This is a genomic window from Nonomuraea sp. NPDC050328 (assembly GCF_044459405.1).
In the GTDB taxonomy this organism is placed as follows: domain Bacteria; phylum Actinomycetota; class Actinomycetes; order Streptosporangiales; family Streptosporangiaceae; genus Nonomuraea.
Genome location: NZ_JBITIW010000016.1, coordinates 40,636 through 55,171, shown reverse-complemented (window position 1 = coordinate 55,171; position 14,536 = coordinate 40,636). Strand labels below are relative to the sequence as shown.

Sequence of the window (14,536 nt, the reverse complement as noted above, 5' to 3'; positions counted from 1 at the left end):
TCCATGATCAGAGTGTTGCTCGCCGACGACGAGGAACTCATCCGCACCGCGCTGGCCGCGCTGCTCGGGCTGGAGGCCGACCTGGAGGTCGTCGCCCAGGCGGGCGACGGCCGCGCCGCCGTCGCCGAGGCGCTGGCCCACCGGCCGGACGTGGCCGTGGTCGACCTGCAGATGCCCGAGCTCGACGGCCTCGGCGTCGCCACCGAACTGTCCCGCGCCCTGCCGTCCTGCGCGGTGATCATCCTCACCGGGTACGGCAGGCCGCCCCTGCTCAAGCGGGCGCTCGACGCCGGCGCCAAGGGCTTCCTGCCGAAGGGCGCCCGGGGCGGGCAACTGGCCGACGTGATCCGCCGGGTGCACGCCGGCAGCCGGTACGTCGATCCGGCCATGGCCGCCGACGCGCTCACCGCGCCGCCCTGCCCGCTCACCCCGCGCGAGCTGGACGTGTTGCGGCTGGCCGAGTTCGACACGCCGGTCACCGTGATCGCCCGCCGGACGCACCTGTCGGCGGGGACGGTCCGCAACCACCTCAGCGCCATCGTCGCCAAGCTCGGCGTGCCGGGCCGGGCGGAGGCGATCCGGCTGGCACGGGAGAACGGCTGGCTCGGGCCGGAATAACCGGACACGCTGTCCGGTTGTCCTGGGTTATTGCCCATGGAAGGACTCCAGGATGGACCTCGACACCATCGGGATCGTCTTCGGCAGCCTGACCCCGCCCGAACGGCTCACCGAGGGCGCGGCCCTCGCCGAGCAGCTCGGCTTCGGCGGGTTGTGGTTCTCCGAGGACTGCTTCTTCACCGGCGGGATGTCCGGCCTCACCCAGCTCCTGGCCGCCACCCGCGACCTGACCGCGGGGCTCGGGCTGGCCAGCGTGATGACGCGGCACCCGGCGATCCTGGCCATGGAACTGGCCGGCCTGGCGCGCATGTACCCCGGGCGGGTCCGTGCCGCGGTGGGGCTGGGGAACACGCACTGGCTCAGGCAGCTCGGCCTGCTGCCCGAACGGCCGCTGACCGCGGTCGCCGAGACCTTCGACGCGGTGCGCGACCTGCTGGACGGGGAGGTCGTCGACCGGCGGACCGGCACGCACGAGTTCGCGGGGGTGCGGCTGGACTTCCCGCCGGCGACGCCGCCGGAGCTGTGGATCGGGGCGGTCAACGGGCGGGCGTTGCGGGTGGCCGGGGCCAAGGGCGACGGGGTGCTGCTCTCCGTGCTGGCCGGGCCCGCCTACGTGGCCTGGGCACGCGAGCAGGTGCGCGCCGGAGCCGCCTCAGCCGGCCGGCGGGCGGGGGACCGTCGATGGGCCGAGGGCGAGGGGCCGCCGATCGTCGCCTTCGCGCTGGCCGCCGTGGCCGACGACGAGCGCGAGGCGCGTGACGCGGTGCGGGACGCGGTCGGGTTCTTCCTGCGGGCCGAGGCGCACACCGCGCTGGTCGGGCAGTCCGCGCACGGGCCGGAGATCCGCGAGCGGGTCGCCGCCCTGGCCCCGGACGAACCGCTTGCCGTACCGGATGCCTGGGTGGACGAGTTCGCCGTCGCGGGCACCCCGGAACGGGTCGCGGAGCGGCTCCGGGCCTTGCGGTCCGCCGGAGCCGCCGGCGTGGGGCTGTGGCTCTTCCCGCCCGAGCGGCTCGCCGGCCAGCTCCGGCGGATCGCCGAGGAGGTCGTCAGACCGAGTACGACGACCGCTCGTTGAGCACGTCGGCCACGAACCCCGCGGTCTGCTTGTACTTCATCGCGATGGCCTCGCGCTCGGCGCGCGGGAAGACCTCGTCGATGTCGTCGAAGCCCTGCGGGGCCCGCTCGTGCGCCAGGCGCAGCACGACCTCGGGGCCGTCCTGCCGGTTGGCCAGCACGATGGCGTTGGTCTTCTCGCGGCGCTCCTTCTCGTAGGCGGCCAGGTCGCCGCCGGTGGCCAGCGTGTGCGCCAGCACGCGGGCGTCGATGATGGACTGCACCGCGCCGTTGGAGCCGGTGGGGTACATCGGGTGGGCCGCGTCGCCGACCAGCGTGACCGTGTCGGTCGACCAGCGGGGCAGCGGGTCGCGGTCCACCATGGGGTACTCGTAGACCACCTGGGCGCCGTCGACGAGCGCGGGGATGTCGAGCCACTCGCACCGCCAGCCGGCCACGTGGTGGCGGAACTTCTCGATCTCCACCTTGCGGTTCCAGTCGCCCCTCGGCACCGTCTCGGGCGCCTGGCGCTGGATCGCCCAGTTGATGAGCTGGTTGCCGTCCTCGTCCACCGGCGCGATCGGGTAGATGACGATCTTCTGGACGTCGTCGCCGGCCATGACCATCGACCGGCCGCCGTGGAACGGCTTGGTGACCGTGGTGCCGCGCCACAGCACCTGGCCGCTCCACAGCGGCTCGCCCTCGTCGGGGAAGAGCGCGGCACGCACGCCCGAGCGGATGCCGTCGGCGCCGATCAGGACGTCGCCGTCGTGCTCCAGGCCGGTGACCGGCGAGCCGGTGATCACCGCGTCCTCGCCCAGCCGCTCCTTGACCGCGTCCAGGAGCAGGTACTGCAGGCGGCCCCGGTGGATGGAGTACTGGGGCCAGCCGTAGCCCGCGGCCAGGCCGCGCTGCTCCGACCAGATGACCTGGCCGTAGCGGTTGATGAAGGTCAGATCGGCCGTGGCCACGCCCGTCTCCGCCAGCTTCTCGCCGAGGCCGAGCTCGACTAACTCGCGGACGGCGTGCGGCAGCAGGTTGATGCCCACTCCCAGCGGCCGGATCTCCTCGACGGACTCGTGGATGACCACGTCGGTGATGCCGGCGGCGTGCAGGCTCAGGGCTGTCGTCAGCCCCGCGATTCCTGCGCCAGCGATGACAACGCGCATGAGAAAGCCTCCCGGGTTCGGGATAGAGATCTTGCCCCTTCCTGCGGGACCCATCAACCCCTCTACCCGACGGCCACCTGAAGGGGACGGAAGGGACCGATGGCCACCTTCAGCTCGGCGGCCGTGTCGGGCAGCGCGAACAGCCCCCAGAACTCGCGGACCTGGCCCGGGGCGTACTTCTCGGTGCTGAGCCGTACGCCGGAGACGTCGGTGCAGGCGCAGTAGGCGTCGGTCCCGGCGTCGGTCGGCACCTGCAGCCGGCCCGGGAGGTACTGCCGGCGGGCGGCGACGTCGGTGAGCCGCACGTTGCCCGCGGCCTGGTACTTGTAGGCCTGCCAGTCCGGGGCGTGGTGGAGCTCGTTGAACCAGGTCTCGGCGTCGCCCTTGTTGGTGACGGTGTAGGTGAGCAGGCCCATGCCGCCGGGCAGCCGCCGCAGGCCGGTGACCTCCAGGGCGAACTCCTGGCCCTTGACCCGGGTGCTGCCGGTCAGGCCGGCCGCGCCGGGCCGGGTGGTCGCGGCGGGCTCGGGGGCGGGCTCGGCCGGCGGCTGGGCCTTGGCGAAGGTGACCGTCACGCGGCGGTTGCGGCGGCGGCCCTCGTCGCTCTCGTTGGGGTAGAGCGGGCGGCGCGAGCCGTACCCCTTCGCCTGGAAGCGGACGCCGTCCCTGGTCAGCAGGCCGGCGAGGGCGCGCTGGACGGCCTGGGCGCGGCGCCTGGAGAGCGGGTCGTTGATCGCGTCGTTGCCGGAGGAGTCGGCGTGGCCGGCCACCTCGACGGTGGTGGCGGGCGAGGCGTCGATCAGCTTGGCGGTGCGGGCGAGCACCGTGCGCGCGCGGGGCGTGAGGGTGGCCTTGTCGACCGCGAACAGCACGTCGGAGGAGAGGTTGACCTGGAGGTTCTGGCCGTCGTCGGCGGTCTCCTCGGACTTGTCCAGCGATTCCGACGGCAGGACGATCTTGCGGGTCACCGGGGTGACCGGCTGGGCGTCCGGGTCGGGGAAGTCGCCCGCCGGCGGCTCGTCGCTGATCGGCACGCCGGGCATGGGCGGGGCGGCCGGGGTGACGACGGTCGTGGTGGACCCGGAGGGGGCGGGCAGCACGGCGTAGACGGTGATCGACGCGCCGGGCTCGATGGCGTAGTCGAGGCCGTCGCGCTGCTGGTCGGTGCAGAGGCACGGCGAGTCGGCCGGCTGGTACGGCAGGAGCCAGGTGCGGGTGTCGTGGTCGAGCACGCCGATGCCCGAGGCCCACCGGATCGCGCCCAGCTCGCGGGTGTGGTCGCCCAGCTGGCCGGTCCAGGGCAGGTCCTCGGTGCCGGTGTTGGACAGGCGGAGCTGCGCGACGAGGTGCTTGGACTTGTAGCGGTTGAGGCCGATCACGTCGATCTTGAGCGACTCGGTCATCGTGCTGCGCGTGCTGGCGAGGGGCTGCGGTTCGGCGGACTTGCCCGATTCGGGCTTGCCCGCCTTGTCCGACGGCGACGCGCCTGACTGTGCTTGGTCGGACTGCGGGGCGGTCGGCGCAGGGGGCGGTGTCGCGGCCTCCTGGCCGGAGACCAGCCCGCATCCCGTTGCCGCCAGTGTGAGCACGGCCGCCATGGCCAGGATCCGGTTAGGCATGGCGGCGATTGTGCCATGCCCGAAATATCAGGATGTCATGGCCGGGTGTCAGCGGGAGTCGCACCGGCGTGGCTAAGGTGGGGCGATGCAGCTCGACCTGGTCTCGATGATCGTGCACGACTACGACGAGGCGATCCGGTTCTACGTGGACGTGCTCGGCTTCGAGCTGGCCGAGGACTCGCCCTCCCTGACCAACGACGGGCGGCCCAAGCGCTGGGTCGTCGTCCGCCCGCCCGGCGCGGCCACCGGCATCCTGCTCGCCCGGGCCGACGGGCCCGAGCAGGAGGCGGCGGTCGGGCGGCAGTTCGCCGGGCGGGTGGGGATGTTCCTGCGGGTGACGGACTTCGACGCGGTCCACGCGCGGATGGTCGCGGCCGGCGTCGAGTTCGTCAGCCCGGCCCGCCGCGAGCCCTACGGGCGGGTCGCGGTCTTCGTGGACGTCTCGGGCAACCGCTGGGACCTGCTCGGCCCGGCGGACGAGCCGGCCAGCCCTTAAGGCTGGCCAGTCAGCCCGTGGGGCCGAAGCGTTCCGTCCTGATGCGGGCCGGGTCGTGGCCCAGGCCCAGCAGGAGGTCGGCGGCGGCCTCGACGTAGCCGGACGGGCCGCAGACGAAGCAGTCCGCCTCGCCGTACGGGCCGAGATCGGCGGCGGTGAGCCGCCCGGCGGGCCGCGCGTGGCCTGGCGGGGTGCGGCGGGTGTGCACCAGGCTCACCTCAAGCCCGGCGGGCGGGTCCAGCAGCTCGGCGGCGTAGTAGAGCTCGGCGGGCGAGCGCAGCGAGTAGACCAGCCGGAACGGCGTGGACACCCCCGCCGCGCGGCGCGCCCGGATCATGGACATCAGCGGGACGATGCCCGCGCCCCCGGCGACCAGCAGCACCGGAGCCGGATCGGCCGCCCGCCAGACGAACCAGCCGCCCACCGGACCCCGCAGCTCGACCAGGTCGCCGGGGCGAAGGTCCCGCGTGAGGTACGGCGAGACCTCCCCGCCGGCCACCCGCTGCACCGTCAGCTCCACGCCGGCGGCCGAGGCCAGGGAGTAGCTGCGGCGCGCGGTGTACCCGTCCTCGGCGGTCAGCCGGACGTCCACGTGCTGCCCCGGCAGGTGACCCGGCCAGCCGGGGACCTCGAAACGCAACGTGCGCGCGGTCGGCGTCTCGTCCCGCGCCTCGACCAGCCGCGCGGTCAGCCACCTAGTCATCGGCGTAGCGCTGCTCACGCCACGGGTCGCCGTAGTTGTGGTAGCCCGCGCTCTCCCAGAACCCCGGCCAGTCCTCGGCGAGCAGCCGGATGCCGCGCACCCACTTGGCCGACTTCCAGAAGTACAGGTGCGGCACCAGCAGCCGCGCCGGACCGCCGTGCCGGGGCGCCAGCTCCTCGTCGTCGAAGCGGTAGGCGAGCCACGCCTTGCCGTCCAGCAGGTCCTCCAGCGGCAGGTTCGTGGTGTAGCCGCCGTAGGAGTAGACCAGCGCGTACTCCGCCGAGGTCTCCACCTGCTCGAACAGCACGTCCAGCGAGACCCCGCGCCACCGGGTGCCGAGCTTCGACCAGCTCGTCACACAGTGGATGTCCACCGTCGGCGTCTCGTACGGCAGAGCCATCAGCTCCGGCCACGTCCAGCGGTGCACCTGCCCGGTCTCGGTGTCGACGGTGAACTCCCACCGGTCGAGCGGCACCCTGGGCGTGGGACCGGCCGACAGCACCGGGAAGTCCTCGGTGAGGTACTGGCCCGGCGGCAGCCGGTCGTCGCCCCGGCTCCGGCCGCGGAACCCGCGCGAAAAGATGGTCATGGCTTCCTCCTCCAGGGAGCGTGGGCGACGGCCGGCCGCCGGACATCGCACGAACACGTGAGTTCAGGGCTGGGTGGTCATGGTGGTGTTCGACTAGACGGTCACCGGGTCGGGGGTGCCGAGGGGCAGCCAGTGGAAGAGGCCGCCGACCCAGCGCGGCGCCCGGCGCAGGTCCCGCTCGACGTCCTCGCGGTCCTGGCGGAAGTGCTGCCAGCCCTCGTAGTGCACCGGGAGGACCGTGCGCGGGACCGCCTTCTCGCACAGCCGGACGGCCTGGCGGGCGGTCATCGTGTAGCGGAGCCGCCCGGTCAGCGGGAAGCCGACGCCGCCCAGGTGCAGCAGGACGGTGCCGGGCCTTACCTCGGCGGCGCTGCGGCGGAGCGCGCGGTGGTAGACGGTGTCGCCGGTGATCCACAGCGGGCCGTACTCCTGGCCGGGCCAGGTGAGGGCGAAGCCGATCACCTCGCCGGTGAGCGGGCGGCTGAGCGGCGGGCCGTGCCGGCAGGGTGTGGCGGTGACGTCGATCGGCGGGCGGCCCGGCGCCTCCAGCCGCGTCATCTCCCCTGCGCGCAACCCGCGCACTGCGCCCGTGAGGGTGCGGGCGCCGGAGCGGGTGGTCACGACGGTGGCCGCCGCCGGCAGCAGGTCCCGCCCCGCCTGGTCGAGGTTGTCGCCGTGGTGGGTGTGGGTGAGCAGGATCGCGTCGAGCGGCGGCAGGTCGGCGGCGGCCAGCGCGGGCCCGGCGAGCTTGCGTGAGGAGGTGCCCCAGCCGAAGGAGTAGGTCTGCCCGGGCGGGTCGAAGGTGGGGTCGGTCAGCAACCGCCAGCCGTCGAACTCGATGAGGACGGTCGGCCCGCCGATGTGCGTGAATCGGACGGCGGTCATGGAGGGAACGCTCCCGGAGGCGTGGACATCGTGCGGGCTCCTCGGTGGGCTCGGCGGTGACGAGCACGACGCTAGAACGGCGGCGCAGGCGGGGAATCGGTCAGATGACTGCACTCACCGCTCCGGCCGACCACCTCCTAAGATCCACAAAGTGGACTGAATCGGCGGCAGGAGGTCGGACGTGCTGATCGGCCGCGAGCGCGAGACGGCGCGGATCGGGGCGCTCCTCGACGGGCTGCCCCGCCGGGGCGGCGCGCTGCTGGTGCGCGGCACTCCCGGGATCGGCAAGTCCGCGCTGGTCGCCGCTGCCGCCGATGATGCGCGGCGGCGGGGTGTCGTGGTGTTGTCCGCCGCGGGCGTGCAGAGCGAGACCCATCTGCCGTTCGCGGGGCTGCACCAGCTTCTGCAGCCGTTGCTCGGCACGATCGACGCGTTGCCGGAGCGGCAGCGGGAGGCTCTGCGCGCCGCGTTCGGGCTGCGGGAGGCGGACGACACCGAGCCGTTCCTGATCGCGCTGGCCGTGCTCACGCTGCTCAGCGACGCCGCCGCGCGGCGGCCCGTGCTGGTGGCCGTCGATGACGTGCAGTGGCTCGACCGGCCGACGACCGAGGTGCTGGCCTTCCTGGTGCGGCGGGTGGGGGCCGAGCCGGTGGCGGTGCTGATGACGATCCGGGACGGGCATCCCAGCCTGCTGCCCGGGCCTGGGCTGCCTGAGCTGGAGCTGGAGCGGCTGGAGCCTGCTGCGGCCGAGGAGTTGCTCGATGTCCGGGCGCCGGGGCTGGCCGAGGGGGTGCGGCTGCGGGTCCTGGAGGCTGCGGCGGGCAACCCGCTGGCGCTGGCCGAGCTTCCGGTGGCGCTGGGTGGGGAGGAGGGTGCGGAGGACGGGTTCCTGCCGCTCACCGCGCGGCTGGAGCGGGCCTTCGCGGCCCGGCTGGGCGAGCTTTCACCTTCGGGCCGGCGGCTGCTGCTCGCCGCGGCGGCCAACGACGGGCCCGACCTGGCCGAGGCACTCGCAGCCGCCGGAGCCACACCCGCCGACCTGACCCCAGCCGTGACGGCCGGGCTGGTGTTAATCGAGGAAAAGGGTGGGGTGGCCAAGGTCCCAAAGCAGGGTGGTGTGGGGCGGGTGGTGCGGTTTCGGCATCCGTTGGTGCGGTCGGCGGTCTATCGGACTGCCGCGCACGCCGAGCGGCTCGGCGCGCACGCGGCGCTGGCCGAGGTGCTCGGTGCACATCCGGATCGCCGGGCGTGGCATCGCGCCGCGGCCATCGAGCGGCCGGACGAGCCGGTAGCCGCCGAGCTGGAGGCGGCGGCCGCACGGGCACGGCGGCGCGGTGCGGTGGCGGTCGCGGTGACCGCCCTGCGCCGGGCGGCCGAGATCAGCGAGGATCGGTCGGTCCGCGCGCGCCGGTTGTTGCGTGCCGCCGAGCTCTCGTTCGAGCTGGGCCGCGGCGACCAGGTGGCCGCCCTGCTGGCCCTCGTCGAGCCCGAGCACCTGGACGAGACGGAACGCGCCCGGCTGACCTGGCTGGGCGCGGTGTTCGACGAGGGCAAGAACGAGGGCCCCGACCGGATCCGGCGGCTGATCGCCACCGCCGAGACCCTGGAGGCGTCCGGGAACCGCCCCCTGGCGCTCAACTTCGTCCGGGCCGCGGGCCTGCGCTGCTGGTGGACCGAACCGGGCTGGGAGCTGCGCGACCAGGTCCTCACCCTGGCCCGGCGGCTGGCGCCCGGCCCGGACGACCCCGGGCTGATCATGATCATGTCCACCTCCGCCCCGGTCGAGCACGGCGCCGAGGTGATCGAGCGGGTGCGCAGGCTGCGCGAGAAGAGTCTCGACGGCGCCGAGGCCCGGCTGCTGGGCGTGGCCGCCACCGCGGTCGGCGACTACCCGCTCTCCCGCGACCTCCTGGAGACCGCCATCGCGGGCCTGCGGGCGCAGGGCCGGCTCGGGGTCCTGGCTCAGGCGCTCTGCTCGCAGACCTGGAACGAGGTGTTCTGCGGCGACTGGCGCAATGCCGTACTCGCCGGGCAGGAAGGCGAGCGGCTGGCCCGGGAGTCCGGCCAGCCGCGCTGGGTGGCGAGCTGCCTGGCCGTACTCGCCCTGCTGGCGGGGTTGCGCGGCGAGGAGGAGCAGGGCCTCGCGCTCGCCGCCGAGGGCGACCGGGCGCTCGGCACCATGAACATCAGCTCGATCCGGTCGATGCTCCAGCACGCCCGAGGCATGATCGCGCTGTGCGCCGGGCGGCACGACGAGGCCGTCGACTACCTGCTGCGGATCTTCGACCGCGGCGGACCCGCCTACCACGCGGTCTGGCGGCACTGGGTGATCAGCGAGCTGGTCGAGGCCGCGGTCCTGGCCCGGCGGCAGGACGAGGTTCGGCCGCTGCTGGCGGAGCTGGAGGCGGATGGGCGGAAGACCCCCGCCCCGCTGCTGCACGTGGGGTTGCGGCACGCCCGCGCGCTCCTGGCCGCCGACGCCGACGCCGAGCGGCTCTACCAGGAGGCGCTGGAGGCCGACCTGTCCACCTGGCCCACCTCGCGCGCCCGGCTCCTGCTCTCCCACGGCACCTGGCTGCGCCGCCGGCGGCGGGTGCACGAGGCCCGCGCCTCGCTGCGCGCCGCCCGCGACGCCTTCGACACCCTCGGCCTGCTGCCCTGGGGCGAGCGCGCCCGCCAGGAGCTGCGTGCCGCCGGTGAGGCCAGCGACCTGCGACTGCCCAGCACGCTCGACCGGCTCACGCCGCAGGAGCTGCAGATCGCCCGGCTGGCCGCCGCGGGGCTGTCCAACCGGGAGATCGGCCAGCAGCTCTACCTGTCGCCCCGGACCGTCAGCACCCACCTGTACCGGCTCTTTCCCAAGCTCGGCATCAACGCCCGCAGCCAGCTCCGCGACGCCCTGCCCGGGAACGGGTGAAGGGCCCGGCGCGGACGCCGGGCCCTTCGATGGAGCTGGTCAGCGGGTGGCGGAGTAGGCCGCCAGGATCTGCCGGACCACGACGTCGGGCCGGGACTGCATGACCACGTGCGAGGCGCCCGTGACCTCGCGGACCTTGCTGCCGGCCCGCTCGGCCATGAAGCGCTGCACGGCCGGCGGGATGACCTTGTCCTCAGTCGGGATGACGTACCAGGACGGGACCGACTTCCAGGCCGGGACGCCGCTCAGGCCGGACAGGCCGTCGACGCTGCCGGGCCGCTGGGTGACCGCCATCTGCCGGGTGACGTGCACGGGCAGGTCGGCGGCGAAGACCTCACGGAACTTGGCCTGGTCGATGTAGCCGTCGTGGCCGCCGCCCGGGAAGTCGCGGATCACCAGCGCGCCGCCCAGCAGGCTGCCGGGGAAGCGCTCGGCCAGCTTGAGCGGGGTCTCGCCCTGGTCGGGGGCGAAGGCGGCCACGTAGACCAGGGCCTTGACGTTGGCGTTGTCCCGCGCCGCGTTGGTGATGACCGCGCCCCCGTAGGAGTGCCCGACCATGATCACCGGGCCGGGGATGGTCTTCACCAGGCTGGAGACGTAGGCGGAGTCCCCGGCCAGGTCACGCAACGGGTTGGCCGCGGCGATCACCGGGAAACCCGCCGCCTGGAGCGCGGTGATCGTCGCGTTCCAGCCGGAGGAGTCGGCGAACACGCCGTGCACGAGCACCACGGTGGGTTTCGCGGTGCCGCCCGTGGTGGCAGCGGCGGAGGTGGTGGCGGTGGCGGCGGCGGAGGTGGCGGTGCCGGTCAGGCCGAGCATCAGGGTCAGTACGGCCAGCAACATGCTCAGGCCGCGGTGGCGGGGGCGGACGGTCATGGTGATCGCTCCTCGTCGGTAGGCGCCGGCTTCTCGTCGGCAGGACGAGCATGCGGCGGCGCCCCCGGCCGGCGAATCGGTCAGTTGACTGCACCCTCCAGCGCGTCGCGCAGTGCTGCCCGCGAGGTGATCCCGAGCTTGGGGAAGATCCGGTACAGGTGCGCGCTGACCGTCCGAGAGGACAGGAACAGCCGCTCGCCGATCTCCTTGTTGCTCAGCCCCGAGGCGGCCAGGCGGGCCACCTCCAGTTGCTGGGAGGTCAGCCCGTGCGCGGCGTTGGGCCGCGCGGTGACCGCCACACCGGTCGCGCGCAGCTCCTGCTCGGCCCGTTGCTGCCAGGCGCTCGCCCCCATCCCGGCGAACAACGCCGAGGCCCGCCGCAGCTCGGGACGGGCCTCGCCGGGCTGCAGGCGGCGCCGCTGCAGCTCGCCGAAGGCCAGCCGGATCCGCGCGTGGTCGAACGGCCAGCGCTCGGTCAGCGGCAGCGCCAGCGCCGAGCGGAACAGGCCGGCCGCCTCCTCCTCCGGGGCGACCAGGGCGCGGGCGGCGGTGATCAGCAGCCGCAGCCTCGGCGGCTGTACGGCCAGCCGCATGGCCGCCGCCACGTGCGCTCGCGCCTCGGCGGTCCTGCCGGTGCGCACGGCCGAGTCGACCAGCTCGAAGACCGTCCAGGGGGCGTAGGCGACGTGCGCCGGCACCGAGCCCGGCGGGCTGATGCCGCTCCAGTGCCCGTAGGCGCTCTCGTAGTCGCCGTGCGCCATCGCGGCCAGGGCCAGGTTGCGCGCCGACAGCGACAGGTGCAGTCCGCTGCCGCGCGGCGCCGCCCACTGCTCGACGGTCCGGCTGTACTCCAGCGCGCTGTCGGCGTCCCCGCGGCCCGCGGCGATCCAGCCGAGGCTGCAGCGCAGGTCGTGGGCGAGCAGGTCGAGGTCGTGCCGGACGCACAGGTCCAGGCCCGCGCCGGCGGCGGTCTCGGCGGCGTCCCACTGGCCGGCCAGGAAGTGGTCGTGCGCGGCCAGCCAGTAGCCGCTCGCCGCGTGCATGGCGCCCTCGCCGCCGATCAGGCCGCGGATGTGCGGTCGATAGTCGGGCAGCAGGTCCAGCCAGGTCGCCGCCCGGCACAGCGCGGCCACCCGGCCGGGCGGGGCTTCGCCGGGCAGGGCGTCGAAGGCGGCACGGACCCGTTCCGCGCTGCCTTCGCCGCGGAAGACGTCGTGCAGCAGCCGGACGTGCGGGTCGCCACTGCCGGAGACGAGGCCGGAGACGAGGCCGGTGACTTCGGCCCACTCCTCGTGGTCCTGGGCGTAGGAGGCGGCCAGCACCCGGACCAGCAGGCCCGAGCCCGGCGCGCGGCGCAGCAGCCGGCGGGCGGCGTCGAGGTCCCCGTCGCGCAGCAGGAGGATCTGCGCCCGGGTGGACAGCGCGCGGGCCGGGTCGTCCAGGTGGCGGCGGGCCTCGTCGAGCAGTTCCTGCGCCAGGTCGAGCTGGCCGGACTCGCCCGCCAGCTCGGCGGCGCGCTCCAGCCGGCGGGCGCGGTCGGCCAGGTCGGGGGTGAGCGCCGCGGCCTTGCGCATCGCCTCGACCGCCAGCCCGGTGCCGCCGCGCACGCTCACCGCGTCCGCCGCCGCCTCGATCTCGGCGGCGGTCGCCTCGTCCGGTTCGACGCTCGCGGCGGCCAGGTGCCACATCCTGATCTCGGGATCGTCCTTGTACTGCTCGGCCAGCACCGCGTGCGCCAGGCGCAGCTCCTCCGGCGAGGCGGTGCCGCTGATCGCCGACCGCACCAGCGGGTGCCGGAAGCGCAGCCCGGACGGGGTCGAGTGCCGGGTGACCAGCCCGAGCCCCTCGACCTCCAGCAGGTCGTGCGGCGAGAGCTCGGCCCGGTGTTCGAGGCGGTCCCCGTCCAGCGCGGCGACCAGCAGCGTGGTGCGGATGTGCGGCGGCAGGGCCAGCACCCGGTCGGCGAAGGCCGCCTCCAGCCGGGTGCGCAACGGGGCGCCCGCGGGCAGCAGCTCCACCCCGACCGAGGTCTGCGGCAGTTCGGTGAGCGCGAGCGGGTTGCCCGCGGCGTCCTGCAGCACGCGGCGGCGGACCGACTCGGGCAGGCCGGGATGCACCTCGTCGAGCAGGTGCCCGGCGTCCTCGTCGGCTAGCGGGCCGAGCTCCAGCATGTTGATCCCCGGCGTGACCCGCTCGCGGGCGGTCAGCGGCCGGCGCGCGAAGATCGCCCGCAGGTCGTACGGCTGGAGCCGCAGCAGGATGAACATCATGACCTCGCGCGTGGGGTGGTCCACCCAGTGCGCGTCCTCCACCGCGATGAGCACCGGGCCGTCCTCCGCCACCGCCGCCAGCACGGCCAGGGAGGCCACCGAGATGGCCAGCCGGTCCGGCGCCGGCCCCGCCTGCAGGCCCAGCACCCGGCGTAACACGTCGCGGTGGAACGGCTCGACGCGGTCGAGGTAGTCCATCACCGGGGCGAAGAGCTGGAACAGGCCGCCGAAGGCCAGTTGCGCCTCGCTCTCGAACCCGCTGCCGCCCAGCACCCGGACGCCGCGCTCCCTGGCGTAGGCGATGCCCGCCTGCAGCAGCACGGACTTGCCCACGCCCGGATCGCCGTGCAGGACCACGTTGGGCGGCGTGCCCGGGGCGCGGTCGATCGCGCGGCGGAGTTCGGCGAGCTCACGCTCGCGGCCGATGATGTCCATGGAACGCCTCCTCGGGTGCAGTCATTTGACCGATGCCGCCGGGACCCGGCGGGCCCATGCTGGGCAGATGCCGCTGCTACAGGTGGATGACCAGGTGCGCCTGCACGTCGAGGACTTCGGCTCGGGCGCTCCCGTGCTCCTGGTCCCCGGCTGGCCGCTCACCCTCCGGTTCTGGGAACCCCAGGTCGCCGCGCTCGTCGCGGCGGGGCACCGGGTGATCGGCTACGACCGGCGCGGCTTCGGGCGGTCCGACCGGCCCTGGGGCGGGTACGACCAGGCGGCCTTCACCGCCGACCTGGCGGCCGTGGTGGACGGGCTCGGCCTGACCGGTGTGAGCCTGGTGGGGTTCGGCACCGGCTGCGCCGAAGCGCTCGCCTACGCCGCGACCTCCACCCGGGTGCGCCGGCTGGTCCTGGGCAGCCCGGTCCTGTTCCCCGGCCCGCTGGCCGGCGACCTGCACGACGCCGCCGCGCGGCACCGCATCCCGGTGCTGGACGAGGTCCTGCGGCGGCTGTTCGCCGTCGACGGGCAGGACGCCCTGGACGAGCAGACCCGGCTCTACCTGCTGCGGGAGGCCTGCGACGGCGCGCCCCAGGCCACCTTGGGCGCGCTCGGCACCTGGCGTGACGCCGACCCCGGACCCGACCTGGCCCGGGTGACCGTGCCGGTGCTCGTCATCGCGGGCGGCCGGGACGCCTTCGTGGACCCGGACGGCGGCGCGGAGCGCGTGGCCCGGTCGATCGCCGGCGCCCGGCTGGCGTGCGTCCCGGACGCGCCGCACGGCGCCTCGGTCACCCATGCCGAGGAGTGGAACCGGCTGCTGCTGGCGGAGCTTCGGGCTGGAGAGCATGATCCGACGGTAGGCAGCGGGGCGGCTGAAGGCATTCGTCGGATGACGTAGAT

General features: G+C 74.4%; 12 protein-coding genes. 5 read left to right on the top strand and 7 right to left on the bottom strand.

The window, feature by feature from the left end:
- Positions 1-3: 3 nt before the first annotated feature.
- Both ACIBG7_RS40160 and ACIBG7_RS40155 read left to right on the top strand, forming a co-directional pair.
- Positions 4-618, top strand: a complete 615-nt coding sequence (locus tag ACIBG7_RS40160) for a response regulator transcription factor (protein ID WP_357918760.1) — start codon at positions 4-6, stop codon at positions 616-618.
- 52 nt (positions 619-670) lie between these two features.
- On the top strand, positions 671-1,696 hold the full coding sequence (locus ACIBG7_RS40155; protein WP_397339656.1) for an LLM class flavin-dependent oxidoreductase: 1,026 nt from the start codon (positions 671-673) through the stop codon (positions 1,694-1,696).
- Here ACIBG7_RS40155 and ACIBG7_RS40150 read toward each other — a convergent pair.
- Both ACIBG7_RS40150 and ACIBG7_RS40145 read right to left on the bottom strand, forming a co-directional pair.
- Positions 1,668-2,843 carry a flavin-dependent oxidoreductase gene (locus ACIBG7_RS40150; RefSeq protein ID WP_397339655.1) on the bottom strand — a complete coding sequence of 392 codons (1,176 nt, stop codon included), beginning with the start codon at positions 2,841-2,843 and terminating at the stop codon, positions 1,668-1,670. The two genes, ACIBG7_RS40155 and ACIBG7_RS40150, sit on opposite strands and share 29 nt — an antisense overlap.
- 62 nt (positions 2,844-2,905) lie before the next feature.
- Positions 2,906-4,462 (bottom strand): OmpA family protein, encoded by a 1,557-nt coding sequence (locus ACIBG7_RS40145; RefSeq protein WP_397339654.1) that lies wholly within the window; start codon positions 4,460-4,462, stop codon positions 2,906-2,908.
- A gap of 85 nt (positions 4,463-4,547) precedes the next feature.
- Here ACIBG7_RS40145 and ACIBG7_RS40140 point away from each other — a divergent pair, with 85 nt between their 5' ends.
- Positions 4,548-4,958, top strand: a complete 411-nt coding sequence (locus ACIBG7_RS40140; RefSeq protein WP_357918748.1) for a VOC family protein — start codon at positions 4,548-4,550, stop codon at positions 4,956-4,958.
- Between the two features lie 10 nt (positions 4,959-4,968).
- Here the strand turns inward: ACIBG7_RS40140 and ACIBG7_RS40135 are convergent, their stop codons facing one another.
- The 3 genes from ACIBG7_RS40135 to ACIBG7_RS40125 form a co-directional block, all read right to left on the bottom strand.
- Positions 4,969-5,661, bottom strand: coding sequence for a ferredoxin reductase (locus tag ACIBG7_RS40135; RefSeq protein ID WP_397339653.1), 693 nt, complete (start codon positions 5,659-5,661; stop codon positions 4,969-4,971).
- Positions 5,654-6,250, bottom strand: a complete 597-nt coding sequence (locus tag ACIBG7_RS40130; RefSeq protein ID WP_397339652.1) for a sulfite oxidase-like oxidoreductase — start codon at positions 6,248-6,250, stop codon at positions 5,654-5,656. Before ACIBG7_RS40130 ends, ACIBG7_RS40135 begins: the two co-directional genes overlap by 8 nt.
- A gap of 93 nt (positions 6,251-6,343) precedes the next feature.
- Positions 6,344-7,135, bottom strand: a complete 792-nt coding sequence (locus tag ACIBG7_RS40125) for an MBL fold metallo-hydrolase (protein ID WP_397339651.1) — start codon at positions 7,133-7,135, stop codon at positions 6,344-6,346.
- Between the two features lie 181 nt (positions 7,136-7,316).
- Between ACIBG7_RS40125 and ACIBG7_RS40120 the strand changes: the two genes are divergently transcribed.
- On the top strand, positions 7,317-10,052 hold the full coding sequence (locus ACIBG7_RS40120; RefSeq protein ID WP_397339650.1) for an AAA family ATPase: 2,736 nt from the start codon (positions 7,317-7,319) through the stop codon (positions 10,050-10,052).
- Positions 10,053-10,091: 39 nt separating this feature from the next.
- On the opposite strand, the gene ACIBG7_RS40115 is transcribed toward ACIBG7_RS40120, so the two are convergent.
- Both ACIBG7_RS40115 and ACIBG7_RS40110 read right to left on the bottom strand, forming a co-directional pair.
- Positions 10,092-10,928: an alpha/beta fold hydrolase gene (locus ACIBG7_RS40115; protein WP_397339649.1), complete on the bottom strand. Its 837-nt coding sequence runs from the start codon at positions 10,926-10,928 to the stop codon at positions 10,092-10,094.
- Positions 10,929-11,008: 80 nt separating this feature from the next.
- Positions 11,009-13,633, bottom strand: coding sequence for an AAA family ATPase (locus ACIBG7_RS40110; protein ID WP_397339648.1), 2,625 nt, complete (start codon positions 13,631-13,633; stop codon positions 11,009-11,011).
- A gap of 67 nt (positions 13,634-13,700) precedes the next feature.
- Between ACIBG7_RS40110 and ACIBG7_RS40105 the strand changes: the two genes are divergently transcribed.
- Positions 13,701-14,534: an alpha/beta hydrolase gene (locus tag ACIBG7_RS40105; protein WP_357918729.1), complete on the top strand. Its 834-nt coding sequence runs from the start codon at positions 13,701-13,703 to the stop codon at positions 14,532-14,534.
- The last annotated feature ends 2 nt before the right edge of the window (positions 14,535-14,536 follow it).